The sequence below is a fragment of the Rhodopseudomonas palustris genome, assembly GCF_003031265.1.
Classification (GTDB): Bacteria; Pseudomonadota; Alphaproteobacteria; order Rhizobiales; family Xanthobacteraceae; genus Rhodopseudomonas; species Rhodopseudomonas palustris_H.
On the sequence record NZ_CP019966.1, the window covers coordinates 3,518,085 to 3,544,767 of the forward strand.

Genomic DNA, 26,683 nt, shown 5'->3' on the forward strand with positions numbered 1-26,683 from the left:
TTACTCCGCAGCTTTGCTGCGCGGTTCGAGATCGGCGCGTTTGTCGACCCGCGCCAGCCGCGACAGCAGATAATCGACTTCTTCGCGTGCCGTGTCGGTCAGGCTCGCGCCCGGCTTGCGCTGTGCGCTCGACGACAACAGCCCGCGCTTCTTCAGCACGTATTTGCGAACCGACAGCCCGACGCCCTGCTGATGCTCGTAGCGGATCAACGGCAGATGCGCGTCGAACAGGTTATGGGCGAGATCGCGCTGGCCTGCCTTCGACAGCTTGACGACGTCCACGAGCATGTCCGGGAAGCAGTAGCCGGTCATCGCGCCGTCGGCGCCGCGCTCCATCTCGAAATCGAGGAACAGGCCGCCATTGCCGCACAGGATCGACAGCGGGCGCAGCGATCCGTCCTTCTGGAAGCCGCGCAGCGTGGTGATCTTCTCGAGCCCCGGCCAGTCCTCGTGCTTCAGCATCACGCAGGATGCGCTGTCCATGACGATCTGCCGGATCACCTTCGGGGTCATCACCACCGACAGCGTCAGCGGATAATCCTGCAGCACCCAGGGCACGTCATCGCCGATCGCCTCGGTGGCCTGGCGGAAATAGGTGGTGATCTGCTCGTCGGTGCGCAGCGATGGCGGCGGCGCGATCATGACGCCGGCCGCGCCCGCATCCATCGACAGCCGCGCCAGCCGGCGCATCGCGGCGAAGCCCGGCGCCGAGACGCCGACGATCGTCTGCATCGACTTGGCGCGCTTGATGAAGCGGGTCGCCACCGCCTCGGCCTCGGCCGCATCGAGCTTCGGCGCCTCACCGAGAATGCCGAGCACGGTGACGCCCTCACAGCCGACCTCCGCGTAGAAATCGGTCAGACGGTCGATCGAAACGTCGTCGATCTTGCCATCGTCGTGGAACGGGGTCGGCGCGATGGCAAAGGTGCCTGCGGCTTCCGGGGTGAGCTTCATGAAGTGGGCCTTTCGATGGGTTTCACCGATGCCGGCAGATCGAACTGCGCAGCACCGGCGCTCGCCGCCGGGTATTTCCCGGCGGCGCCGCACGGCGCCCGTTCAGCGCGGGCGCCCGGCCGCCTTGATAGCCTCTTCCGAAAAGAAAATCTCGCCGGCGTGGGTCACAATGTCCTCCGCCGACCAGGCGTCGTGCGGCGGCTTCCAGCCTTCCATCTCCATCAGCTTCATCTCGCGCACCCCGCGCGGGCCGGAGACGCCGAGCACCTTGCCGGTCTGGTCGCCGGACAGGCCGGAGACCATGTACAGCACCGCCGGAGCGATCCCTTCCGGCGTCAGCGCCGCGCCCGGATTCTCGCGGTAGCGCGGCAGGTCCTCGGTCATCCGGGTCAGCGCGCCCGGCGCCAGCGTCCAGATCCGGATGTTGTATTTGCGGCCTTCGATCGCCAGCACGTTGGAGAGGCCCCAGATGCCGCCCTTCGCCGCGCCATAGTTGCTCTGGCCGAAATTGCCGAGCAGGCCCGAGGTCGACGAGGTGTTGACGATGACGCCGCCGCCATTGTCCTTCATCCATTTGAACACCGGCTGGGTGACGCAGAACGTGCCCTTGAGGTGCACCTTCATCACCTTGTCCCAGTTCGCCTCCGAGACCTTGGCGAAGGTCTGGTCGAGCAGGATGCCGGCATTGTTGACCAGGATGTCGGCGCGGCCGAAATGCTTGATGGCGTCCTCGAACACCGACTGCCCGCCGGCCATCGTCGAAATGTCGGCGGTGTTGGCGACGGCGCGGCCGCCCGCAGCCTTGATGGCATCGACCACCTGCTGCGCCATGCCGGCGTCGGAGCCCGAACCGTCGCGCGGTCCGCCGAGATCGTTGACCACCACCGCGGCGCCTTCGCGCGCGAACAGCTTGGCGTAGGCCTCACCCAGCCCGCCGCCCGCCCCGGTGATCAACGCCACCTTGCCGTCGAGCAATCCCATCGCGTCCTCCCGTTGTTGCTGCGCGCTGACCGCGTCTGTTGTCGTCATTGCCGGGCTCGACCCGGCAATCCATCTTGTTCGAAGCGACGGATGCCGGGATCATGTCCGGGCATGACGCATCACTCGGAATAAGCGTCGTTCTCCACTCAGCCCAGCACCGTCCGGCCGCTCTTGATCACCGTGACGTTGCGCGCTTTCACCCGCGCTTCGAACGAGATCACGTTGCCGTCCTTCCACATGTCCATGGTGACGGTCTCGCCCGGATACACCGGCGAGGAGAACCGCACCGCATGCTGCCGGAACGCCGACGCGTCGTAATCGGCGTAGGTCTGCAGCACGCCGCGGCAGGTCAGGCCGTAGGTGCACATGCCGTGCAGGATCGGGCGCGGGAAACCGGCCTTCTGGGCGAACTCCGGATCGGAATGCAGCGGATTACGGTCGCCGCACAGCCGGTAGATCAACGCCTGATCCGGCCGGGTCGAGATGTCGACGCTGCGATCGGGCGCGCGGTCCGGCATCTTGTGCGGCTCGGGCTGCTCCAGCGCCGGGCCGCCGAAGCCGCCGTCGCCGCGGGCGAAGCGCGACGCCAGCAGCGTCGCCAGGGCCTCGCCGGCCTCGTCGCGCAGGATGGTCTGGTGACGGATCACCACGCCCTTGTCCTTGCCCTTGTCGTACACTTCGACGACGCTGGAATCGGCGGTGATGTTCGCCGCCACCGGCATCGGCCGGTGGAACGTGATGTCACGCTCGCCATCGACCACCAGAAGCCGGTTGAGATTCATCTCGCCTGGCCCCGCGCCCCAGGCCGCGACCGACGCAAATGTCGGCACCACCTTCAACGGACGCTCGGTGTAGGTCGCCTCGTTGACGAAGCCGAGCTCCTTCTCGTCCATCGGATCGGCGCCGATGCCGATGCCATAGGCGTACAGCATCACATCGCGGTCGGTGTAGGCGTATTTCTGGCCGACACTCTTCAGCGCCATCAGTTCGTCATAGCGGGCCGACATCGGCTTCTCCTTTGTTTTATCTCTTTGACGAAAAAACCGGCCTCCCCGTCATTGCGAGGAGCGAAGCGACGAAGCAATCCACATACGCCATACGCGGGCGCTGGATTGCTTCGCTTCGCTCGCAATGACGCGGCTAGGCCACCGTAAAGAACGGCAGCGGCGCGCCGCCGTCGCTGGGCTTGAACACCACCTTGACCTTGGTGCCGATCTTCAGCGACGCGAAATCGCAGTCGACGAAGTTGGTCAGCACCGACGGGCCTTCCTTCAGCGTGACGTAGCCGATCGCGTAAGGACCGGTCGGCGACTTGCGCATCAGGCTGTAGCTGTAGATCTCACCCTCGCCCTTGCTCTCTTCCCACACCGTCTGGTCGGAGAAGCAGAACGGGCACAGCGCGCGCGGGAAGTAATGCGCTTCGCCGCAAGCGGTGCACCGCTTGATCAGCAGCTTGCCTTCGGTCGCAGCATCCCAGAACGGCTTGGTTTCGGCGTTGCCCTGAGGCGCGGGATATTTCACGGGGCTGCTCATCACACGCGCTCCAAAATGCAGGTCGAGGCGGCGTGGCGGATGCCGAGCATGCCGCCGGTGCCATGGGCGATCGCGAGGTCGCAGTTCGGCACCTGCACCTTGGGATGCGCCTCACCGCGGAGCTGCCGCACCGCTTCGAGCAGCTTGGTCATGCCGCCGCGATTGACCGGGTGGTTGCTGCACAGACCGCCGCCATCGGTGTTGAACGGCAGCTTGCCGACGCCCGAGATCAGGTTGCCGTCGGCGACGAACTTGCCGCCCTGCCCCTTTTCGCAGAAGCCGAGATCTTCGAGCTGCATCAGCACCGTGATGGTGAAGCTGTCGTAGATCGAGGCGTACTTGATGTCCTTCGGCGTGACGCCGGCCATCTCGAACGCCGGCGGCGCGGACCACACGCCGGCCGAATAGGTCAGGTCGAGGTTGTGGCCACCGCGCGGCCCCTTGATCGCCTCGCCGGCGCCGATCATCCGCACCAGCGGCTTCTTCAGGCTGCGCGCGATCTCCTCGGTGGTGACGATCAGCGCACCGCCGCCGTCGGTGACGACGCAGCAATCCATCCGGTGCAGCGGATCGGCGATCAGCGGCGAGTTCAGCACGTCCTCGACGGTGACGACGTCGCGGAGCATCGCGTGCTCATTGTACTGCGCATGATGCGAGGCCGCGACCTTGATCCAGGCGAGCTGTTCGGACGTGGTGCCGTACTGGTGCATGTGACGCGCGGCGCACATCGCATAGACGTTGTGCGTGGTGGCGCCATAGGCCAGTTCGAAGTCACCTTCGGCGCCGACCGGACGCGGCGGCAGCGCGCCGGTCCGCGGCTTGCCGGCCAGCGTGATCAGCGCGACCGAGCAGCGGCCGGCGGCGATCGCTTCCGCGGCATGGCCGAGATGCACCAGATAGGAGCAGCCGCCGGTGTCGGTCGAATCGAAATGGCGAACCTTGAGGCCGAGATAATCGACCATCGCCATCACGCCGCCGGGCGCGTCGCCGGCGCAGAAGTAGCCGTCGATGTCGGCCTTGGTCAGGCCGGCGTCGTCGAGCGCACCTTTGGCGACTTCGGCGTGGAGCTGGGCGATGGATTTATCGGGCGCGTGGCGCGTGGGATGTTCGTAGATGCCGGCAATGTAAGCCTTGCCTCTTATTGTCAACGCAGTTCTCCGCTGGCGTTTGGTCGGACGGTTTTTGTGACCGCTCCAAGCGACCTTGGCAAGCGTGTTCGCGCGCGGGGACAATTACCACGTCGCGGAATGTCTTGAGGCCACATCGTCACAGTGAGCCAGAGGGAAAGACCTCTCCGTCATTGCGAGCGAAGCGAAGCAATCCAGGGGCTCCATGAACTGGGCTCCTGGATTGCTTCGTCGCTGCGCTCCTCGCAATGACGTGGAGAGGATGTTGGCCGACCTACTCCGCCGCCATCTGCCGCGGCGGAGCGGGTTGCGGGTCGCGCAGATTGGCGCGGAGTTCGGCGAAGCGCGGCGCGGTGTCGTCCACCGACTTCTGCTTGATCGGGCCGTAGCCGCGAATCCGGTCCGGCATCGCGAGCAGCTCGACCGCGGTGTCGATCGTCGCCGGCGACAGATGCTGCAGCACGCTGGCGACGTCCGCCTCGTAGTCGGCGATCAGTTTTCGCTCCAGCTTGCGCTCGGGATGATAGCCGAACGGATCGAGCGGCGTGCCGCGCAGGAAGCTGAATTTCGCCATCGTCCGGAAAACCGGCCGCATCGCCTCGCCGAACTGCCGCTTCTTCGGCCGGCCGGTGAGATCGATGCCGGGCAGGATCGGCGGCGCGAGGTTGAAGCTGATCTTGTAGTCGCCTTCGAATTGGTCGCGAATCTGCTGTTCGAAGCCCGGCTCGGTCAGCAGCCGTGCCACTTCGTACTCGTCCTTGTAGGCGAGCAGCTTGGCGTAGTTCAGCGCCACCGCGCGCGGCAGCGCTTCGCCGTAGCCGCCGGCCTCCGCGGCGCTGCGCACCTTGGCGACCAAATCGGCGTAGCGCTTGGCGAGCCGCTTGCCCTGATACGAGGTGAGCAGCGCGCTGCGATGCGCGATGATCTCGTCAAGCGACATCTCGCCCTGGGTCTTGCCGACCGTCGCATGATCGGCGCCGTGCAGCAGCGAGGCCAGCCGCGCCGGATCGGCGGCGGCGAGCCGGCCGAGCCGGAACGCCTGGGTGTTCATCTTGATCGACACGCCGTTGAGTTCGATCGCCTGCTCGATCGCTTTCGCCGACAGCGGCAGCAGACCCTGCTGATAGGCGAAGCCCATCATCATCATGTTGGTGGCGATCGAGTCGCCGAGCAGCGTCTCGGCCGCCTTGGTGAAGTCCAGGAACGCCGAATCCTTGCGCAGCGCCGCTTCGAGCACGCTGTTGACCTTGCGCGTCTGGAAATCGAAGTCGCGGTTACGGATGAAGTCGGCGATCGGGATCAGATGGGTGTTGACGACGCCGTGGGTGCGGCCGGCTTCGCACAGCGACAGCGTCTCCTTGGAGATCGCCATCACCTCGTCGGCGACGATCAGCACGTCCGCGGTGCCGGTGACGATCCGCGAACAAGTGACGTCCTCCGGCTTGTCCGACAGCCGGACGTGGCTGAGCACCGCGCCGCCCTTCTGCGCCAGGCCCGACATGTCGAGGATCATCGACGCCTTGCCTTCGATATGCGCCGCCATGCCGAGCAGCGCGCCGATCGTCAGCACGCCGCCGGCGGCGACGCCGCCGACCGCGACGTTGTACGGCTTATCCAGCCCCGGCCGGGTCGCCGGCTCAGGCAACGCGCCCAGGTCGCCAAGATCGACCGCCGCGCGCTTGCGCAGCTTGCCGCCGTCGATGGTGATGAAGGACGGGCAGAAGCCCTTGAGGCAGGAGTAGTCCTTGTTGCAGGTCGACTGGTTGATGGCGCGCTTGCGGCCCAGCTCGGTCTCGAGCGGCTCGACCGAAATGCAGTTCGACTGCACGGAACAATCGCCGCAGCCTTCGCACACCGCGGCGTTGATCATCACCCGGCGCGCCGGATCCTCCATCAGGCCGCGCTTGCGGCGGCGGCGCTTCTCGGCCGCGCAGGTCTGCACGAACACGATCGCGGACGCGCCCTTGATCTCACGGCATTCCTTCATCACCGCGTCGAGCTCGTCGCGGTGGCGCAGATGCACGCCCGGCGCAATGCTGTCGGCCGGATAGGCCTCGGGATTTTCGGAGACCAGATAGATCTCGCGGATGCCTTCGGAATGCAGCTGGTAGGTGATCTGCTGCGGCGACAGATCACCGTCGTGACGCTGACCACCGGTCATCGCCACCGCGTCGTTGTAAAGGATTTTGTAAGTGATGTTCGCCTTCGAGGCGATCGACTGCCGGATCGCGAGGCTGCCGGAATGGAAGTAGGTGCCGTCGCCGATATTGGCGAAGATGTGCTTCTCGTCGGTGAACGGCGCGATACCGACCCACGGCACGCCCTCGCCGCCCATGTGGGTGAAGGTCTCGGTCGAGCGATCCATCCACAGCGACATGAAGTGACAGCCGATTCCGGCGAGCGCGCGGCTGCCTTCCGGCACCTTGGTCGAGGTGTTGTGCGGACAGCCTGAGCAGAAATACGGCGTGCGCGCGATCGGCACCACCGCCTGGACCTGCGAGGCGTCGCGGCCGTGGAACCAGTCGGCCTTGGCGCGCAGCATCTCGGCGATCGTCGGATCGATCTCCATCGCCAGCAGCCGGTCGACCATCGAGGTCGCGACCTTGGCGACGCTCAGCTCCTCGGCAAACGGCAGGAAGCGATGGTTGCGGTCGTCCATCTTGCCGATCACGCGCGGCCGCTCGCGCATCCCGAACAGCAGCTGCTTGACCTGGTTCTCGACAATCTCGCGGCGCTCTTCGACGACGAAGATCTCTTCGAGCCCGCGGGCGAATTCCTGCACGCCTTCGGGCTCCAGCGGCCACGGCATGCCGATCTTGTACAGCCGCAGGCCGATGCGGGCGGCGACCTGCTCGTCGACACCGAGCTCGCGCAGCGCCTGGCGCACGTCCTCGTAGCTCTTGCCCGACGCCATGATGCCGAACCGCGCGTTCGGCGAATCCATGGTGATGCGGTTGACCTTATTGGCACGGGCGAACGCGATCGCGGCGAAGCCCTTGTAGTCCTGCAGCCGGCGGTCCTGATCGTAGCGGTCGTCGGGCCAGCGCAGATTGAGTCCGCCCGGCGGCATCTCGAAGTCGGTCGGAATCACGAACGGCTTCATCTCGTCGGCGAGATTGATCTCCGCGGTGGTCTCCACCGTCTCGGTGATCACCTTCATGCCGACCCAGCAGCCGGAGTAGCGCGACATCGCGATGCCGAGCAGACCCATCTCGATCATCTCGTGGATCGAGGACGGGTAGAGATACGGCATCAAGGCGGCGATGAAGGCGTGGTCGGACTGATGCGGCACGGTCGACGACTTGGCGCCGTGATCGTCGCCGGCGAGGCACAGCACGCCGCCGTGCTTGGCCGAGCCCGCGGCGTTGGCATGGCGGAACACGTCGCCGCAGCGGTCGACGCCTGGGCCCTTGCCGTACCAAATGCCGGTGATGCCGTCGTACTTGGCGCCGGGCGACAAATTGAGCTGCTGCGTGCCCCAGATCGCGGTGGCGGCGAGGTCTTCGTTCACGCCCGGCTGGAATTTGACGTTGTACTGTTCGAGATGATGGCGCGCGGCGACGAGCTGCTGATCGTAGCCGCCGAGCGGCGAGCCGCGATAGCCGGTGACGAAGCCGGCGGTGTTGAGGCCGGCCGCGCGGTCGCGCCGGACCTGCGCCATCGGCAGCCGCACCAGCGCCTGGATGCCGGTGAGGAAGACGTGTCCTGAGTGCTGCGTGTATTTCTGATCGAGACTGATCGGTCCCTGGTCGATTCCCATCCGGCCCTCGCGAAAGGCATTGGACCGCAAGGGCCATTCGGCCGCTGAAGCGGTCTCTGTTTCGAAACAGTCTAAGCTGGTTTTTCCGCCTCGCGCACCACAAAAAGCCGCGCGTTCAAGGCATTCCGCCTGTTCGCATTTTGATGTCTCAAAAGCCGCATCCCGCTTGCATGAAGTGCCGCCACGTCGCGGCTCGGCGAACGATCATGTCCGGTGCACCGCAACACGTTCCACCGGTGGTGATCTTGATTCGGCCGGGGAACCAAGGCCGGCGCGGGAACGGAAGGTTAGGCGATGGATTGGTGGAGGAAGCCGAAAGGAGGACTCCATGGCGCAACGCAATCCTGACGATCCCTACCGGCGCGACACGGCGCCCGACGATCCCCGCACGCCGTCGCAGCTCGATGCGCAGTTGCAGGCCGATCCGGAGATGCGCGAAGGCCCGGTGACGTCCGGCCGGCTCGCGCTGTTCGCCGTCGCCATCGTGCTGGCGTTCGCCGCCGTGTTCTATGGCATGAGTGGACCGTCGACCGATCCGAACAATCCCTCGGTCGCGACCCAGACCTCACCGCCGCCCCCGGGCCAGACCGATGCGCACAACGCGCCGCCGGTGCCGCCGGGCGTTCGCGACGTGACGCCTCGCGGCGCCGATCCGAACGCCCAGAACGGCGTCACCACCGGCGCAGCCCCCGCGCCCCGCGCCGCTCCGAGCAGCGGCAACGCCAACTAACAGCTCGCTCGCGACTTCACCGCATCGCTGTGTCCGCCAGCGTGCAGACGGGTGCGGCTGCATTCATGCCGTGTTCAGACCGAATCGGCTAAACGAAATCTGGGGACGAATAACACGCGTGCCGGCTTCGGATCGAAGCGGCCGCGAGGGTCACAGAGCCGCTGATCGGCCAGTGAAGGGAAGAACTGACAAATGAAGAAGATCTTTGCCGCAGCCTTGTTTGCCGCAACGCTGGTGGGAGCCGGTGCCGCCAATGCGATGCCGCTGGCGCCGCTGGGCTCGCCCGCGTCCGGCGACGTGATCCAGGTCGCGCAAGGCTGCGGTCCGGGCTGGGCGCGTGGTCCGATGGGCCGCTGCCGTCCGATGTATGCGCGTCCCGGCTATGGCCGTCCGGTCGTTGTGCCGCCGCGCGTCGTCGCGCCCCGCGCCTGCCCTCCTGGCTACGCCTGGCGTCACGGCCGCTGCTTCCGCCGGTTCTGATCGGCCTCGCATCGCTCACGAAAAGCCCCGCTCGCGCGGGGCTTTTTTGTGCGTCCGGCCAACTTCAGCGAAACCGGATCAGCAGCTTGCGCAAGGTGTAGAGCGGCACCCACGGAAACAGGATCGGCACGGTCCGAACGTACTCCTGATAGTCCGGCCGATCGCCGTAGCGTTCGTCCTGCTTGCGCTCAAGCCCAGCGGATGCGGCGGTCATCAGCGCCAGAATGTACAGCATCCCGAGCAGCGACAGCGCCCAGGCCGCGCCGGAGCCATAGGCCGACAGGCCGGAGAACCACACGCCGAACCAGAACACCATCTCGCCGAGATAGTTCGGGCAACGCACCAAGCGATACAGCCCGGTGTCGCAATAATGCGCCGGGTGCTCTGCCTTGTAGCGATACTTCTGCCAGTCGGCGAGGCTCTCGACCCACAGCCCCACCACCATGATCATCACGCCGAGCGGCGTCGACACCGGCCACACGCCCTGCGCCTGCAGCGACAACGTCAGCAGCGCCGGCAGGAACAGCAGCGTGAACAGCAGGCTGACGCCAAGCCAGATCGCGATCTGATGCCACAGCTTCAGCTCGGCGGTGCGGCGCTCGGCGCGGGCGAGTTCGGCCGCATAAGCGGGATTGCGCTCGCGCACCGCCAGGAACGCGCCGAGCCGCACGCCGTACACCAGCAGCAGCAACAGCTGCAGCATCACCCAGCCGGAGATGGTGGTGGCGAACAGCAGAGCGAACACCAGGCTCTGCGCCGCGATCGCGCCCGCATAGCACAGGCTAACGAAGTAATAGACGCGCCGGAACCCGGGTGCCGCAACGACGAGGCAGACGGCGAAAGCCAGCGCAACGAGATGCCACGGTACAGTCATGTCGATGCACGCGTCCTTGCCCCGGTGACGACCTTATAGGCCGCCGATGATGACCCCGCCATGTCCGGCATCAAAGCCGCACCCGATCGGCCGGCCGCCCGCCCGATTATTTGGTCGTACAGCGCTGGCCGGGAACGCGGCTGTCGCAGACCCGCGTCACCTCGAAGAACCGAGTCCACAGCTTGCGCTGCTTGGCATCCGGCTCGGCGACCGCGGTCATCCGCAGTGCATAGAAATTCTCGCGGCCCTGCACCGCCTTCCACCAGGTCAGCGCCGGCTTGCCGGCCTCCTTGGCCTGCGGGCAACTCTCGCTCCACATCACCATCGGATACAGGTTTTCATTGCCGTGCCGCAGCTGCTCGAAGCGCGCGCCCGGGCACTCCGCCGCAGCTCTCTTCTGGCTCGCCTCGCGAAACGCCTCGGGCGATTGGTCGGTCTGCTTGAACAGCGTCTGCGCCGTGATCCGCGTGCTGGCGCTGGCGATGTTCTCGGTGCCGGGCACCAACACAGTCGTGCTTTCTTTGGCGTTGCTGGCTTCGGCCGCCACCTTGAAGCCCTTAGGCGATTGCAGCAGCAGCTTCTCGGTATCGGCGGCGCGCGCGGCGCAGGCGGCGGCAACCGTCGCGATCAGGCACAGAACGGCAATGCGGAGCATGAACGATGAGCCCGGATGATTGAAGGCGGCGAAGCTTGCCCGAGAACCGCAGCCTGTTCAATATCGCTCCAGTCGCGGCGTGATCGCTCAAATGCCGCCATGCAGCCGCGCCAGCAGCGCCACCACGATCAATCCGAGCAGCGCCGATAACAGTTGCCAGAACAATAGCGGATTGCGCGCGGCGAGCGGCTGCGGCCGGGCGTCGAGATAGTCGGCCCGCGGATGCCGCAGGTCGTGGACGAATTCCGACAGCGCCGGATAGCGCTTGGCAGGCTCCAGGCTGACGGCGCGTTGCAGCGCGCGGTCGACCCAGACCGGCACCTTGGCATTGTGGTCGGCGGCCGGGCTGTAGCGCAGCTTGCGGGATTTCAGCGCCTGGTTGGCGCGCGCCAGCTCGGCGCCATAGGGCAACCGGCCGGTCAGCATCTGATAGGCGATCACTCCGAGCGAGAACTGATCCGACAGCGCCGAGCCGCCCTGCCCGGCGAAATATTCCGGCGCCATGTATTGCACCGTGCCGAGCAGCTCGTCGCCCCCCGCCGGTCCAAGCTCGGCGACGCCGGCGACACGCACCGAGCCGAAGTCGATGATCTTCACCGTGCCGCTGCGGTCGATCAGCACGTTGGCAGGACGCAGATCCTGATGCACCATTTCCTTGCGGTGGAACGCGTAGAGGCCCCTGGCGATCTGCTCGATCAGGCCGCGGACGGTTTCGAGCTCCGCGCGCGGATGGTCGATCATCCATTGCGCCAGCGTCTGGCCTTCGATGTACTCGAAGGCGACGTAAAGATAACTGCGCGGCCGCTGCACCGCGCACGGCTTCAGCACGTGCGGACTGTCGATCCGCCGCGCCGCCCATTCCTCCAGCATGAAACGCTTGCGATAATCCGGATCGTCGCGCAGATCGGCCGAGGGAATCTTCAGCGCTACCAGCTCTTCGGTGGCGAGGTCGCTGGCGAGATAGATGTGGCTGCGGCTCGAGCCGTGCAGCTCGCGAAGGATCCGATAGCCATCGAACTCGGCGCGTGGCTCGAGCAGCGGCGGCAACGGCAAGTCGGCCGCCCGGCCGAACAGGTCGATCGAATCCGCATCCGGCACGGTCTCGATCCGAACCAGCTGCACGGTGAGATTGTCGTCGCTGCCGTTGGCGAACGCCTCGCCGATGATCGCCCGCGCCGCGGCGTCGAGGTCGTCGGCATGATCGCGCAGCATCTGCACGACGAAGCGCTGGGTCACATGCTCGTACACGCCGTCGGTCGCCAGCACGAACAGATCGCCGGGGGCGACCGGCGCCGCCAGATAGTCGATCTCGACCTGCGGATTGACGCCGAGCGCGCGGCCCAGATAGCTCTGCTCGGCAGACAGCCGAACGCGGTGATCCTCGGTGAGCTGCTCCAGCGAGGCGCCGGCCAGCCGGTAGATCCGGCTGTCGCCGATGTGAAACAGATGCGCTGCCGCGCCTTTGAGCACCACCGCGCTCAAGGTGCAGACATAGCCCTTGTCGCGATCGTAGCGATAATCGCTGCGCCGGGTCTCGGCATGCAGCCATGAGTTGGTCGCCGCGATCACCCGCTGCGCCGACGACTTCACCGACCAGGCTTCCGACGTGCAGTAGTAATCGGTGAGAAAGCTCTTGACCGCGGACTCGCTCGCGACCTGGCTGACGTCGCTCGACGAGATGCCGTCGGCGAGCGCGAGCGCGATGCCCTTCGTGGTCAGCAGCGGCTCGGCCGGAATCAGCGCGCCATAGAAGTCCTGATTGACGGGCTTGCGCCCTGGCGACGACGCCTGCCCGATCGAGACTGTGAGCTGCTGCGCCATGCGCCCTGCTGCGACCCAAGAAAATGGGAGCTTCACCCTACGCGGGCGAAGCTCCCGGACGCGATCGGATTATGCCGCAACCCGCGGCATCGGCGCAGCTTCGATCCGGCGCTTCGCCGCGGTGCGGACGTGGGTGGTGTAGAGGGTCAGCCCGGTGAAGGCGAGCCCGCCGACCAGATTGCCGAGCACGGTCGGGATCTCGTTCCAAACCAAATAGTCGAGGATCGAGAACTTGGCGTGCAACATCAGGCCCGACGGAAACAGGAACATGTTCACCACCGAGTGCTCGAACACCATGTAGAAGAACACCAGGATCGGCATCCACATCGCCAGCACCTTGCCCGGCACCGTGGTCGAGATCATCGCCATCACCACGCCGGTGGAGACCATCCAGTTGCACAGCATGCCGCGGAAGAACAGCGTCGCCATGCCGGCCGCGCCGTGCGCCGCATAGCCGAGCGTCCGCCCCTCGCCGATATTGCCGATCACCGTGCCGACTTTGTCGGGATCTTGCGTAAAGCCGAACGTCGTCACGAACGCCATCAGGAACGCCACCGTCAGCGCACCGGCGAAGTTGCCGATGAACACCAGGCCCCAGTTGCGCAGCACGCCGCCGATCGTGACACCGGGACGCTTATCGAGCCACGCCAGCGGCGACAGCACGAATACGCCGGTGAGCAGATCGAAGCCGAGCAGATACAGCATGGTGAAGCCGACCGGGAATAGCAGTGCGCCGATCAGCGGCTGGCCGGTATTGACGTTGATCGTGACCGCGAACCAGGCGGCGAGCGCCAGAATGGCGCCGGCCATATAGGCGCGGATCACCGTGTCGCGGGTGGACATGAAGATCTTGGATTCGCCAGCGTCGACCATCTTGGTGACGAATTCAGAAGGCGCGAGGTAGGACATCTGCTCCGTGCTCCGTTTGCTGCTGAAAAGGCCGCGTCGGAACGCACAAGCGGAGGAAGCAACAAGGGGGCGGAGCCTCGACGACACCGCGGCTCTCCATCGGCGGGAGAGCTGTCCCATTGCTGTCTGCCGGACACCGGCTTGGCAATTCTCGGACGGCGGTCGTCGTTGACCGGAACTTACTAAGCAATCGCCGTGCCAGCGCCTGACGGCTCCGGCTACGCGCATTTCCCCCGAGAAATTCCTCAGATAACGCCCCTCCGGCTCAGCCGCCGGCGGCACCGATGCCCAGACTCTGCGCAACAGGCCCGCGCATAGCTCGCATTTGAGGCAGCCCAACAATTAGCCCCTGGGGCCCCCTAAGCGCGTCTCGATGGTGGGCGCGGATCTGGACCTTCGCTGGCTACTTGGTCCTCATCCTGAGCAGATCGCACGAATACAAGGAGCCGAGGTCTCGAGGGATGCGGCCACGCATGGACCCGCGGCACATAGTTCAAGACGGCAATTCGCGCTTTCCTCATGATGAGGTCTGGCCTGTCGTGCAAATCTGGAAAAGCGTAGTGTGAATCAGTAGCCCGCATGAACGTAGCGACATGCGGGACCGCCAAATCTGGAAGTCGCTTCGCTCATCCTGGCTACGCTTGCTGGAAGTCGCGAAAGACGACAACGCCGACGAACTGAAGAGGCTCAATCGATCAGATCGAAGGTTGCCTGGAGCGAGCCACGGGAACAGCATAGCAACAGGCGGCGCAAAGTAGGGTCACGTCAGCGAAGCAGATCCGGAAGTTCGTAGAGCAGCTTTAGCGCGTCTGACCAACCAACGTCCGAAAACAAGCGCAGGATCTCTACGAGCGCGGCGCGCCGCTTGTCGTCCTCAAAGATCGAGCGGTAATCAGCGATGTAACGGGTGATCATCCGCACGATGACCGGCGCGGCGAGGCCTTCGTGATGATAGCCCTCGCGCGCGGCCGGGCCTGTCAGCAGCGCATGGAGCGCGTCGAAGACGCCGGCCGGATCGCCGGGAATCAGAAACTCGTAAAGTTCGACGAGGTGATGGTGCGTCGACGGTTCGTGCGACGCCGCCAGCAGCGCGAGCATCGGGCGATAATCGCCGAGGAACCGGCGCATTACGTCCGCTGAAGCGAGTCCTACCGCCGCCGCGCGATTGTCGGCATGCGCGCCCGAGCCGAAATAGAGTTGGTTCATGAGGTGGCCGATCACTGACTCCGCAGCCTGGTAGGTGGCAATGGCGGCCTCGCGCTCGGCGCCCTCGACCCGGCCGCCCATCACCGCGGCATGGCTGGCTTCGGCCTTCGCAGAGCACGCTTCCAGGATGGCCATCGCCGCTTGCTGCGAGCGATCTGCAAGCCCGGCGTCGCGCTCCTGCCCACCCACATAGCGGGCGAAGAAGGCGCCGCGCAGCATCGATAGGAAGGAGATGAAGAACTCGCGGTGCAAGGCGGGATCGCCGGCCCAGGCCTTGAGCCATTCGAGTGCGGTGGCATCTTCCTGCCAGCACCAGAGCTGCGCGGTCAGGCTGCCGAGCTGTTCGGCGACGTTGTCGCGGCCGGGCTTGCCGTCGCGCTCGACCGCCTCGCGGCGTGCGCGGACAATCTCGATGATCGCCTTGCACTTCTCGACATCATGCCAGGTAAAGCGCGGGATGACATGGTGCAGGAAGGCGCAGAGCACGCCGATGTGTGGCTCGTCGCGCGCGACACGCTCGGCCAGCGCCCACATTTTACCGAGCGCAATGCGGCTCAGCACCTGCAGGTTCTGCGCGGCCCGCAGACGGACCTGCGGCGCTGGATCGGCGAGGATCGCGTCGAACATTTCTACGATCGCGCCATGATCTTCGCCGAATCGGTCAGCGAGCGAGACATAGGCGTCGGCCGCATAAACGCGGACTTGCCAATTGCCCCCGCTTAGGCTGGAATTTTCGTCCTTCTCTTTGGCCTCCGGGAAGCGGCTCGCCCAAAGCCGCCGCAACACGGCGAGCAGTTCCTCGATCGGCGGCATGCCATCGACACCGGGGGCATAGGCCTTGGCACCGGCGATGCGTTCGACGGCATTGCTTACATGCCCCCAGACCGGCTCCTCGACTTTCTCGTGGAGAGTATCGGTGTGGGCGTCATAGAAGGCGATGGTCGCCGACATTTCCGTCCAAAGCTCTGCCAGCCCCGTGCCGCCGCTACCCGAGGGAGTGGCCTCCACTTTCTCGTAGAGCGCCTCGGACCAGGACAACATCTGCGCGTCCATGCCTTCCTCGACATTGACGCCTTCGCCGGCAAGCAAACTGCGCACGACCCCGCGCGACGATCCCCAGCGCATCGACATCGAGCGCGTCGGCGGATTGCCGGTCAGTTCGTCGGCCGCGACAAGTTCCTCGCGCAGCGCATGCATCGGATCGGTCGCGATCGCGTCCGCATCGACCAGCGACAGGAACCGGCTGAGCGTGCGGCGCCACCAGCGCTGCTCGGCTTCGTCCGTAAATAGACCGGCCTGCAGCGCTTTGTCATCGAATGCCGCCCGCTCGGCAAGCGAACGCGACGGATAGACCGCGGCCAGAAAGCGCACGGCGTCGCGCACGATGTCGCCGTGCGCCAGGATCGTGATATTGCAGGCGAACGGCCACAACAGGTCGGCGACCTCGCCGATACGCTCGGCGCCGACGCCGAGGATACGCGTCCACACCGCCGGTCCGGCATAGCCGGTTGCGGCCGCATCGACTGTCTCGGCAAAGGCCGCAGACGAGCAGGTACGCAGATGCGCGACGAGTTGCTGGCGCACATCGTCGTCCTGCGTGCCGTGGCGATCCTCAGTGTCGTCCCAGGCCTTATACTCACGATCGTGGCCGAGTAGGTCGAACGGCGCGCGGCCCGGCACCACGACCTGTTTGCGATTTTCGCCCAAGGGCATCGCGCGATCAGTATCACCGAGCGATGCCTCGACGATCGCGCGCGTGCCGAGTGGCACCGACAGTTCAAGAAGGCGCGTGACCCGCCGGCCCAGATCGTAGCGGCAGCGACGGTAATCCTGGCGGCGGTTGGACGAGAGCGGCATGATCCGGCTCGCCTGCCCGCCCATGAACGAGGTGCTGTCGTCTGTGATGTCGCGCGAATAGAGGACGCGGTAAATCTCGATCGCGAAATTGGCGTCGGCGCGCGCGATCGGCATGATCTGCTCAGAAAGCCAAGCCGCTTCCCTATCGGCATGGGCCGAGAAATGCGGGTCGCGGAGTATCCGGTCGAGCAATGCCCGCGACTCGGTGGGATCGGCCGCGAAGCTCTTGCCAACGAAGCGGATCGAGTTGGTCGCCGTCTGCTGCATCGGCGGATCGGCGGCCCAGGCAAAGGCGAGCAGCGCCCGCGCCGCGCGGTTGAACACGCCGAGCAATTCAGCTTCGGCAAGATCGGCCTTGTCGAACAGGGTGTGGAGCAGAACACGCGTGGCGTCGGAAAGGTCGCGCGAACCCGCTCTAATCGCAGCGTCCGCGATCGACGCCCAGGCGAGTGCTTCCCCCGGTGCGACGGTGCCGGCGGTATCGACCGCAAGACCGACGAAGCGGGCAAGCCGCGAAAGCATGGTGGCCAGCGCTGCGTCATTCGGGCGGGCCGCGATCAGCGCGACCAGCCCGGCGATATCGGCCTTCGCGCCCACCCGCTCGATCGCGGTGCGCAGCGCGACATTGGCTAGCACTGGATCAACTACCGGATCGGCGTAGATATCTGCGATCAGGCGCCAGACATGCGCCTTGCCCTCATCATCCTGCCGCCACAGCCGCTCGATCGCGAAGCGGAGCGCCGGGGCGAGCATGAGCGCAATGGAGCTGTCGCCGCCGAGCTGGGGGATCAGCCGCTCGGGATCGTCCCATTCGAGGAAGAAACGGCCGGCGACATGGTCGAACAGCACGTGATGGGCGAAGCTGACTAGATCGCCGGATTCAGCAAGCACGCCGGTCCGGATGATTGCGTCGAGCTGATCGTGCCCAACGACAACCTTGCGCACCGCAAGCCGGCGCCGATCAACCATGGCGCGGACGGTAGCAGCCGCGGCCTGATGCACTGCGGTGCCGACGAGGCGGCGATCCTCATAGGCGTCGATCAGGTCTGCCTGGGTGGCGACGGTCCGAATGCTGTCGGGGCTCGCGCCATCGGCGAGCAGTTGCGCGGCAAGCGAGAGGTTGAAGACATTGCGCAGCAGATCCCGCAGCTTGTCCGGCGCGGCGGCAAGCAAAGCGCCCACATCGGCGGCGGCCACGGCCGCAGCCTCAAGATCCGCATCCGCAAGCCGCGGCACCTGGAAATGTCGCACTGAGGCAAGACCCGACTCCGCAAAGGTCGGATCAGGCGGCGAGCCGGGCATGGCGTCACGGAATCGCCGACCGTTGCGCAGATCGAACGTGCGGATCGAGGCGATCACGGTCCAATCTGGCGCCGAGGCTCCCAGCACCTCAATCAGCTGGGCGAAGACGCCTTCAGCCGGACCGCCACGCGCGGCGTCAAGAGCATCGATGATAAGCAGCTTGCGCCCTGAACCGGGCGCGGCGGCAAGCACCTCGGTCAGCGGATGCGCCAACTTCAGCTCAGACTGGAGATCGGCGGCAATGGCCACGCCGGGGAAGCGATCGACCGAGAGGAATACAACCTTATCGCCTGCTGCGCGGCGGGCCTGCGCGAGTGCCACGAGCGCGCCGGTCTTGCCCGCACCGGGTTCACCTATGACGATCAACGAGCCGGTATTGACAGCCGCACTGAGGGGACCATCGCTGGCCCGCGTGATGGGAACGCCCCCGCCGATCGGCAGGCGCGTATGTCCTTCGAGGCGCGCAAGCTCGACCTCGGTCGCGGCCGACAGACGCTCCAGGTCGGCGGTGTAGTCGGCGGCGCCGACGTCATTGTGCCCTAGCCGGCGAAGCTCGCGCAGCAGTCCGGCGCGATTCGCGGGCGCGCCGCTGCCGATCATGCCCCGGATGATGCCCTTCAACTCGCGCAACGGCGCATCGCCGGCAGCTTCGGCACCATAGAGACGTGCGCCGAGCAGACGCGAGACTTCGCGCCAATTGTCTTCGCCCTCGGTCATCGAGAAGCGCACAATGCGGAACAGCCGTGCCATCGCCGCGAGTTCTTCGTCGGTCGGCGTCGTGGCCGAATGCGTCGCCCATGCTGCCCGCGCATGGGTCTCGAAGAGATCGAGCGCGTCGCGCTCGGCCGAAGACCGCCCAGCCTTCGTAGTTGCCCAGCTGCCGCCTAGATCGAACGCTCGGCACCCGCGCTCCAGCACATCGAGCGTGCGCGGTGCGTCGGCGGCAACCGCTAGCACGGCGCGCGCTTTCGCTGGATCGACCGCGACGCCGGCGGCGCGGGCGTCGATCATGACGCGAACAAGCTGGCTGATAGTCTTGCCGAGCGGGCTCTTGAGACTGGTGGCCAGCCCGGCGCTGGTCTTGCTCTGCAAGTCGATACGGCTGCAATCGTCCTGATCCACGCGGATGTCGTCGAGCCCGTCGCCGGTTTCGAGCTGGATCGAGACCGGCAATGGTGCGTTGGCGAGGCCGAACCGCCCGCCGACCGGCATCCGTGCGAGCAGATGGGCGGCGAGCCATGTCCCAACTTCCGCTTGAAAAGCCATCCCGGCTTCAGTCGCCCGTCCACCCGCCCGCATCTTAGATGTCTGAGGAGCTCCGCTAGCCATGGCATTCCCTAAAACTGGGCGTCGAAGTTATTTCGAGACTCACAAATTTTGCAACGCGTTGGCTGTGGAGGGTGGAGGTTGCCAACTTCGGGCGCGTTAGCTGCACTTCGAAGCCAGCCCAGTCCGGTCGCACAACGTCGCCTGAATGCAGAGCCGCTTCGAGACACGAGCGCCCGGCCCTGAATCTCACCACTGGGTCTTTTCGTCCCGCCGCCACCCGACGGGATCACTTAACCCTGTTGAAGGACAGCCCAACCAACGAAGTATAACAGGCCGGCGGCCTTAATCTTGCCGTTCAACTCGCGGCAAGCAGGTTATGACCACGCCTTTGTTAGTCCGATTCTCGGTTCAGCTGCCGTTACAGCGTAAGGCAGCGCAGTCCCGCATTCAGCTCCAGAATAGGGCTCCAACAGCACAGAAGCTCTCCGCACCGCTCTAAGCTGGCCCCTCCCCAAGCGCTCGCAAGGCCGAGAGTCCTTCCCGGTAGGATGGATAGGCCAAGGTAACCCCTAATTCGGTACGGATCAGATCGTTGCGGACTCGGCAGTTCTCCAGATAGAAGCTGCGCGCCATCGGGGACAGATCGGCGTGCTCGAAGGCAATTTCAGGAGGCGGTGTTCGTCCGCATAGTTTCGCAGCGAATTCGACGACCTGCTGCGGCGGTGCCGGCTCGTTGTCGGTGACATTGTAGATGGCGCCGGGTCGCGGCCGCGAAAGTGACGCGGCGACCACCGCGGCGATATCGGCAACGTGAATTCGATTGAAGACCTGGCCGGGCTTGATGATACGCGTCGCCGTTCCGGCTGCGAGCTTCTCCAATTGGTTGCGGCCCGGGCCGTAGATCCCGGATAGACGAAAGACTTGCGCGCCCAACGCCAGCCAGGCCTGCTCGGCGGCGATCCGGAGCTGCGAGCGGGGTTTTTCCGACGTCGCAGCCGTTGTTTCGTCGACCCAATTGCCGAGGTGATCACCGTACACGCCAATCGTCGAGAGATAGCCGATCCACCGCGACCTGGAATCACTAGTGATCGCGCGAGTGAAGGACGCGAGAACCGGATCGCCGGATTCACTCGGAGGGACCGACGACAGAATGGCGTCGCTCGACTTGATATCATCAACGATCAGAGGATCGGCAAAAGAGGATGAAAACACCCGCGCAGTGATCCCGCGCCGACCCAACTCTTCGGCCTTGGCAGTTGTTCTGACGGTTGCAGTGACCTCGATCCCGACGTCCTGCAAATGCTGCGCGATGTAGCTGGCCGAATAGCCCAAGCCAAAAATCAGAATTCTCATCCGGACATCATCTCATCTAGGCCCGACGATGCGCACGGATACCAGACATCTGAGCCAATGGCTGCGTCCTTATAAGTCCGCATCGTGATTGGACCATGAAATAAGCCAGGCGAGGAGCCACGCGGCCCCTTCAAACACGAAGGGCGGTGATCGTGTCGCGATCACCGCCCTTTTCCAAACTCGAACGAGCCGATGCCGTTACAGCGGCATGTTGTCGTGCTTCTTCTGCGGGATTTCCATCTTCTTGTCGCGCAGCATCGCCAGCGCGCGGGCGATGCGGCGGCGGGTGGCGTGCGGCAGGATGACGTCGTCGATATAGCCGCGCTCGGCGGCGATGAACGGCGACAGGAAGCGGTCCTCATATTCCTTGGTCCGCGCCGCGATCTTCTCCGGATCGTCCATGTCCTGACGGAAGATGATCTCGACTGCGCCCTTGGCGCCCATCACCGCGATCTGCGCGCTCGGCCAGGCGTAGTTGATGTCGGCGCCGATTTCCTTCGACGCCATGACGTCGAACGCGCCGCCATAGGCCTTGCGGGTGATCACGGTGACCAGCGGCACGGTGCACTGCGAGAACGCGAACAGCAGCTTGGCGCCGTGCTTGATCAGGCCGCCATATTCCTGCGCGGTGCCCGGCAGGAAGCCCGGCACGTCGACGAAGGTGACGATCGGGATGTTGAAGCTGTCGCAGAACCGCACGAACCGCGCCGCTTTGCGCGAGGCATCGCTGTCGAGCACGCCGGCCAGCACCATCGGCTGGTTGGCGACGAAGCCCACCGTGCGGCCGGCGATGCGGCCGAAGCCGGTGATGATGTTCTTGGCGAAGGTGTCCTGCAGCTCGAAGAAGTCGCCCTCGTCCACGACTTTGAGGATCAACTCCTTCATGTCGTAGGGCTTGTTCGGATTGTCGGGGATCAGCGTATCGAGCGAGAAGTCCTCACGCTCGATATCGTCGAAGCTCGGCCATTCCGGCACGCCTTCGGAGGAGTTCGCCGGCAGGAAGTCGAGCAGCCGGCGCATCTGCAGCAGGGTCTCGACGTCGTTCTCGAATGCGCCGTCGGCGATCGACGACTTGGTCGCGTGCACCGACGCGCCGCCTAGTTCTTCCGGGGTGACGACTTCGTTGGTCACCGTCTTCACCACGTCCGGGCCGGTGACGAACATGTAGCTGGTGTTCTTCACCATGAAGATGAAGTCGGTCATCGCCGGCGCATAGACGTCGCCGCCGGCGCACGGGCCCATGATGACGCTGATCTGCGGGATCACGCCGGAGGCCTGCACCACGCGGCGGAACACGTAGGAGTAACCGGCGAGCGCCGCGACGCCCTCCTGGATGCGCGCGCCGCCGGCGTCGTACAGGCCGATGATCGGGGCCCGTGCCTTCAGCGCCATGTCCTGGATCTTGGTGATCTTCGCCGCGTGGGTCTCGGACAGCGAGCCACCGAACACGGTGAAGTCCTTGGCGAACACGAACACCTTGCGGCCGTTGACCGTGCCCCAGCCGGTGACGACACCGTCGCCGGGGATCTTGGTCTTCGCCATCCCGAATTCGGTCGAGCGGTGCTGGACGAACATGTCCATCTCCTCGAACGAATGCTTGTCGAGCAGCAGGTCGATCCGTTCGCGCGCGGTGAGCCGGCCGCGGGCGTGCTGCGCATTGATGCGCTTTTCGCCGCCGCCGAGCTTGGCTGCCGTGCGCCGTTCGTCCAATGCTTCCAGGATGTGCTTCATGATCAATAAGCCGGTTTTCTTTTCTTGGTTGGGCGTGCGGAGGTTTTGCCCTTTTCACCGCAACAATCAAGGCCTTCTAGCAGGGCGCCTCGCAGGAGGAAACCGCCTTGGACCGAACCGGCCTAGCCCTTTTGGCGTGTCCTGAGCCGGTTCGGCCGGGACCGGAGGACGGCACCCCGACACCGCCCCCAAATCTGCATCGGCCGGATGCGAAACCGCGATGGCGGCTTCGGTCGCGAGCCCTGTATATCGCGGGGCCGCCAGCTGGAGCCGACCGATGACCGTCGCCCTGCCCTCCGCCGATCCGTCCGTGGCCAGCGGCGGCATCATGACCGTGCTGCGGGCCGAGGGGCTGGCGGTGTTTGCCGGCTGCACGCTGTTCTATGTGATCTCGGACGCGCCCTGGGAGCTGTATGCGCTGCTGTTCTTCGCGCCCGATCTCGGCTTCCTCGGCTATCTGGCCGGGCCCAAAGTCGGCGCGGTGGTCTACAACGTGCTGCATTCGACCATCGGGCCGCTGCTGCTGGCGATCGCCGGGATCGTGCTGGTGGTGCCCTATGCCGGCACAGTGGCGATGATCTGGCTGGCCCATATCGGCTTCGACCGGGCGCTCGGCTACGGCCTGAAATACAAGACCGGCTTCCGCTTCACCCATCTCGGCCCGATCGGCAAGGCGCCGGCGCAGCCGCGCTGAGGCTCAGCGCACCGGGCCGCGCCCCGACAGCCGCAGCACGAAGGCCAGAACTTCGGCCACCGCCTTGTAAAGCTCCTCGGGGATTTCGTCGCCGAGCTCGACGTGCGACAGCGCGCCGGCGAGCACTTCGTTCTCCTCGATGGGAATGTCGTGCTGCTTGGCGACTTCGATGATCTTGGCGCCGAGCACGCCCTTGCCCTTGGCGACCACGCGCGGGGCTCCGGCGTAGTCATAGTGCAGCGCGATCGCGAGCGGGTTCTTGGTGTCGGTTGCGGTCACAGCGCGCGGTCCAGGAAATGGCCGGCGACCGCCGGGCGTGGCGCGGGCGGCGCGCCGTCGCGCACCACGATGTCGCCGGAGACCAGATCGGCGCGAGCCAGCGCGCGGCCGAGGTCGGCGGCGCCGGCGCGGAGCAGCGCGGTTGTGGCGGGGCGTTCCGCCCACAGCCGCACCGAGGTCTTCTCGCCGCGCAGCGAGATCAGGGCGTGCACTGGCCCGGCCGGCTCGACGTCGAGCGAAAACCGCGCCTGCCACACCGTCCCGGACGACGTCCCGGCCTGAGCGGCTTCGTCGCGGTCTCGCGAAATCTCGAACTGCGCCACGGCCGTTCCCTGCGGGGTGGCGAGCGGAATCTCGAACGCCCAGCGCGGCTGCGCGGCATCGACCCGGGCCGGCGCCGCGTCGGTACGATCCGGCAGCGAGGCGACCTGCAGCAGCGTCTGCCGCGCCAGCGCGCCTTCGGTCTCGGTCAGAATCCGGCGCAAATTGGCGTCGACCGGCGCGTGCGGCGTCAGATTGGCCGGCATCACCGGCTGGGCGGCCGGCAGCGCGCCGGGAAACGGCGGCGGCGGCGTGTTGGTGCGCGCGATGCCGCTGTCGTCCTTGATGACCCGGTTACCGGTCAGCGCTGGCAGCAGCGACAGCAGCACCGGATTGCTGAGGCCGGCCTTGGCCAGCACCGCCGCGGTCTGCGGATCGGCCTGCAGCGCCTGCTGCAACGCGCTCAGCGTCGCCGCAGTGCTGGTCGCCGCGGTCTGGGCCTGCGCCGTGGACGCCGTCGCCGAGGTCGCGGTGCCGGTGAGCTGGGCGATCACGTTCTGCACCAGCGATTGCTCGGAGGCAGTCGCGCTGCCGGTTGCGGCCGCGCCCGCAGCGGTGGCCGATGCCGCCAGCGACGGCGACGCGGTCAGCGGCAGCGAGGTGGTGGTGCCATTCGCGGTCGTCGCGGCAGCGGTCGAAGTGGTGGCGCCGAGCAGATTGGCCTCGGCCTCGAGCTTGGCGGTGAGCGCCAGCAGCGAGGTGCCCTGCCCGTTCTGCAGAACCGGCGTCGCCGTGGGACCGCCGGCCTGCGCGGTCGCGGCCCCGAGAGCGGTGGTCAGCACCTGACGCAGCACCAGCAGCGCCGCCTTCAGGTCGGTGCCGGCGCCGGTGCTGGCGGACCCGGTCGCCAGCGCGGCTTCCAGGAAGATCCCGGAATTCTGAAACGCTTTCTGGATGTCGGCGCCGGTCAGGCCGCCTCCGGTTGGCAGCTGCTGCGCCAGCACCTGCGCCGCGGCGTCGCGCACCGCCGCCGGCAGCCCGGACGAATTCGCCACCGCGCCGAGATTGGCAAACAGCGCCGACAGCCCGGTCTGCTGCGTCACCGCGGTTTCGGCGGCGGTCGCCACCGCGGCCGCCTGCTGCGGCGTCAGCGCGGTCGTGGTCGGCACGATGCTCGGCGCCGCCTGCGCCGAGGCCAGCACGATCGCCTGCGGCCCGAGCGTGACGCTGTCGATCGCGGCCCCGGACGCCGCCAACGCCGCCTGCGCGGTCGTGGTGGTCACCGGCTGATTGACGATCGCGAGCCGCACCCCGGCATCGGTCTGCGACACCGAAACCTGCAGCGTCTGCCCGGCCTGCAGCGGCACCTGCGTGGTGGCTTCGACGGTCTGGCCGCCGACCGCGATTCGAACCTGGTTGTTATCGCCGACCGACAGCACCTTGGCCTGCAGCACCGACCCGGGCTGCAGCAGCACGTCTGCGGTCACGCCTTGCAGCGCAACGAGGGAAAGGTTCGGATTGACCGAAATCGCCATCGCTGTCCTTTGCGGGCGGCTGCGCTGAGTGCGATCCGCCCAGACTAAGCGAGGGACGTAAACCCGTCGTTAACTTCTCCGGGAACCCAGCGCTGCGATCACCTGGGCGGCGGCGGCGAACTCCGCCTGCTTGGCGGCGCGGCGCGCGGCGGCCTCCTCATCGAGGCCCCACTGCTCGATGTTCCAATCCTCGTCGACATGCGCCGCGGCCCACACCTGATCGGCCTCGAGCCGGCCGTGCGCCAGCGCCAGCGCCAGCAGCGCCGAGCCGGTGATGGTGGTGACGACATGCAGCGCGCCGAGCAGCCAGGGATCGGCCGGCAGCGCCGCGCCGGCCGCGGCGACCGCGGTCTCCGTCTGGCCGACATGGACGATGCCCTGCGCCAGGATGAAATGCGCCCCGAGCGCGTCCTTGGCCCAGAACAGCACCGGGTCCCAATGCGCGCCTTCGCGCGCGATCAGTTCTTCCGGATGCTCGGCGCGATAGAATAGCAGGTCGGAGCCGAAGTACTTGGCGATGTCGTCGGTCACCGCATCGATCTGGCCGGTAACGCCGTCGATCACGCTGTTGGCGAGACGGGTCAGCGGCATCGTCGACGGATCGATGGTCTCGCCCTGCGCCTGCCATTCAGCGGCGATCGCTTCGGCGAGCGCCCGCTCCGGCGCCGCCAGCGCATTGCGCGACGGCGTCTTCACCGAGCGGCCGTCGAGCCGCACCGCGAAGCCGCCGTTCTCCTCGGCAACGCCGGCCTCGGTGTAGAACCGCTTCGGCAGTTGCGCGCGGCTGGTGCGCCGCACCGCTTCGTTGGGATCGAGCGGCGACTTGCCTGCCACCTCGTCGAACAGATCACGCATCTTGGTTTCTCGAACTACTACTGTTGAGCACAGGCGCGCGAATACGCGGCGCGGTCGGCCGAATTGAGCTGGGCCGCGGTGGAGTCGTTCAGGCAGTCCTGAATCCGGTCGCCGAACGAGCGGCCGCGCCGCAGCTGCGCCTTCGGCAGATCCGGCGCCGGCTGGATCCGCTCATGCGTCAGCGGCGGCGGATCGGCGAGCTTCGGCACCACCGGCACGGTGATCACCGGCGGCGGCGCAGACGGAGGTGGCGGCGGCGGCGTGATGCTCGACGGCGCGGTGCCCGGAATGATGATCTGCGCGGCGGCCGGGCCGGCGAGGACAAACAAGGTGATCAGACCAGCGAGTGCGCAACCGGCCAGATAGTTCACCTTCGTCATGCCCGCGCTTGTCGCGGGCATCCACGTCTTGGCCGCCGTCGCAAGGCGTGGATGGCCGGGACGAGCCCGGCCATGACGGGAGAGTGAGTGGAGAGGAAGCGCTGTCATCTTAGCCATGTCGGCATCGCCGCGCCCCG

The 26,683-nt window shown here is 66.2% G+C and carries 20 protein-coding genes; 3 read left to right on the top strand and 17 right to left on the bottom strand.

What is annotated here, in order from left to right:
* From RPPS3_RS16415 to RPPS3_RS16440, 6 genes are all read right to left on the bottom strand, one after another.
* On the bottom strand, window positions 1-954 hold the full coding sequence (locus tag RPPS3_RS16415) for a dihydrodipicolinate synthase family protein (protein ID WP_107345037.1): 954 nt from the start codon (window positions 952-954) through the stop codon (window positions 1-3).
* A 102-nt stretch (window positions 955-1,056) separates the two neighbouring features.
* Entirely contained in the window at window positions 1,057-1,935 is an 879-nt protein-coding gene (locus tag RPPS3_RS16420; protein ID WP_107345038.1) for an SDR family oxidoreductase, read from the bottom strand.
* A gap of 146 nt (window positions 1,936-2,081) precedes the next feature.
* The gene (locus tag RPPS3_RS16425) at window positions 2,082-2,942 is read right to left on the bottom strand and encodes a MaoC family dehydratase (protein ID WP_107345039.1); all 861 of its coding nucleotides are present in this window, start codon (window positions 2,940-2,942) and stop codon (window positions 2,082-2,084) included.
* A gap of 133 nt (window positions 2,943-3,075) precedes the next feature.
* On the bottom strand, window positions 3,076-3,468 hold the full coding sequence (locus tag RPPS3_RS16430; RefSeq protein ID WP_107345040.1) for a Zn-ribbon domain-containing OB-fold protein: 393 nt from the start codon (window positions 3,466-3,468) through the stop codon (window positions 3,076-3,078).
* The gene (locus RPPS3_RS16435) at window positions 3,468-4,616 is read right to left on the bottom strand and encodes a thiolase domain-containing protein (RefSeq protein ID WP_011158739.1); all 1,149 of its coding nucleotides are present in this window, start codon (window positions 4,614-4,616) and stop codon (window positions 3,468-3,470) included. Before RPPS3_RS16435 ends, RPPS3_RS16430 begins: the two co-directional genes overlap by 1 nt.
* Before the next feature lie 253 nt (window positions 4,617-4,869).
* Complete coding sequence (locus RPPS3_RS16440) at window positions 4,870-8,355, bottom strand: indolepyruvate ferredoxin oxidoreductase family protein (protein WP_107345041.1); 3,486 nt, start codon at window positions 8,353-8,355, stop codon at window positions 4,870-4,872.
* Window positions 8,356-8,683: 328 nt separating this feature from the next.
* Here RPPS3_RS16440 and RPPS3_RS16445 point away from each other — a divergent pair, with 328 nt between their 5' ends.
* On the top strand, window positions 8,684-9,085 hold the full coding sequence (locus tag RPPS3_RS16445; protein WP_107345042.1) for a hypothetical protein: 402 nt from the start codon (window positions 8,684-8,686) through the stop codon (window positions 9,083-9,085).
* A gap of 192 nt (window positions 9,086-9,277) precedes the next feature.
* Window positions 9,278-9,565: a GCG_CRPN prefix-to-repeats domain-containing protein gene (locus RPPS3_RS16450; protein WP_107345043.1), complete on the top strand. Its 288-nt coding sequence runs from the start codon at window positions 9,278-9,280 to the stop codon at window positions 9,563-9,565.
* Between the two features lie 64 nt (window positions 9,566-9,629).
* On the opposite strand, the gene RPPS3_RS16455 is transcribed toward RPPS3_RS16450, so the two are convergent.
* The 7 genes from RPPS3_RS16455 to RPPS3_RS16485 form a co-directional block, all read right to left on the bottom strand.
* The gene (locus RPPS3_RS16455; protein ID WP_107345044.1) at window positions 9,630-10,439 is read right to left on the bottom strand and encodes a DUF1295 domain-containing protein; all 810 of its coding nucleotides are present in this window, start codon (window positions 10,437-10,439) and stop codon (window positions 9,630-9,632) included.
* Between the two features lie 106 nt (window positions 10,440-10,545).
* Window positions 10,546-11,094 carry a hypothetical protein gene (locus RPPS3_RS16460; RefSeq protein ID WP_107345045.1) on the bottom strand — a complete coding sequence of 183 codons (549 nt, stop codon included), beginning with the start codon at window positions 11,092-11,094 and terminating at the stop codon, window positions 10,546-10,548.
* Window positions 11,095-11,181: 87 nt separating this feature from the next.
* Entirely contained in the window at window positions 11,182-12,915 is a 1,734-nt protein-coding gene (locus tag RPPS3_RS16465) for a bifunctional protein-serine/threonine kinase/phosphatase (RefSeq protein WP_107345046.1), read from the bottom strand.
* A gap of 69 nt (window positions 12,916-12,984) precedes the next feature.
* A complete protein-coding gene (locus RPPS3_RS16470) occupies window positions 12,985-13,824 on the bottom strand; it encodes a formate/nitrite transporter family protein (protein ID WP_107345047.1) in 840 nt (279 codons plus the stop codon).
* A 765-nt stretch (window positions 13,825-14,589) separates the two neighbouring features.
* A complete protein-coding gene (locus tag RPPS3_RS16475) occupies window positions 14,590-19,455 on the bottom strand; it encodes an ATP-binding protein (RefSeq protein WP_234819967.1) in 4,866 nt (1,621 codons plus the stop codon).
* Window positions 19,456-19,953: 498 nt separating this feature from the next.
* Window positions 19,954-20,811: an SDR family oxidoreductase gene (locus tag RPPS3_RS16480; protein WP_107345048.1), complete on the bottom strand. Its 858-nt coding sequence runs from the start codon at window positions 20,809-20,811 to the stop codon at window positions 19,954-19,956.
* Window positions 20,812-21,009: 198 nt separating this feature from the next.
* The gene (locus RPPS3_RS16485) at window positions 21,010-22,542 is read right to left on the bottom strand and encodes an acyl-CoA carboxylase subunit beta (RefSeq protein ID WP_107345049.1); all 1,533 of its coding nucleotides are present in this window, start codon (window positions 22,540-22,542) and stop codon (window positions 21,010-21,012) included.
* 277 nt (window positions 22,543-22,819) lie between these two features.
* Between RPPS3_RS16485 and RPPS3_RS16490 the strand changes: the two genes are divergently transcribed.
* Window positions 22,820-23,236, top strand: coding sequence for a DUF4260 domain-containing protein (locus tag RPPS3_RS16490; protein WP_107345050.1), 417 nt, complete (start codon window positions 22,820-22,822; stop codon window positions 23,234-23,236).
* A gap of 3 nt (window positions 23,237-23,239) precedes the next feature.
* Here the strand turns inward: RPPS3_RS16490 and RPPS3_RS16495 are convergent, their stop codons facing one another.
* The 4 genes from RPPS3_RS16495 to RPPS3_RS16510 all read right to left on the bottom strand — a co-directional run bounded on the left by RPPS3_RS16495 (window position 23,240) and on the right by RPPS3_RS16510 (window position 26,546).
* Window positions 23,240-23,515, bottom strand: coding sequence for an EscU/YscU/HrcU family type III secretion system export apparatus switch protein (locus RPPS3_RS16495; RefSeq protein ID WP_107345051.1), 276 nt, complete (start codon window positions 23,513-23,515; stop codon window positions 23,240-23,242).
* Window positions 23,512-25,311, bottom strand: a complete 1,800-nt coding sequence (locus RPPS3_RS16500; protein ID WP_107345052.1) for a flagellar hook-length control protein FliK — start codon at window positions 25,309-25,311, stop codon at window positions 23,512-23,514. Before RPPS3_RS16500 ends, RPPS3_RS16495 begins: the two co-directional genes overlap by 4 nt.
* Before the next feature lie 69 nt (window positions 25,312-25,380).
* On the bottom strand, window positions 25,381-26,166 hold the full coding sequence (locus RPPS3_RS16505; RefSeq protein WP_107345053.1) for an ATP12 family chaperone protein: 786 nt from the start codon (window positions 26,164-26,166) through the stop codon (window positions 25,381-25,383).
* 17 nt (window positions 26,167-26,183) lie between these two features.
* A complete protein-coding gene (locus RPPS3_RS16510; RefSeq protein ID WP_107345054.1) occupies window positions 26,184-26,546 on the bottom strand; it encodes a hypothetical protein in 363 nt (120 codons plus the stop codon).
* Window positions 26,547-26,683: the final 137 nt, after the last annotated feature.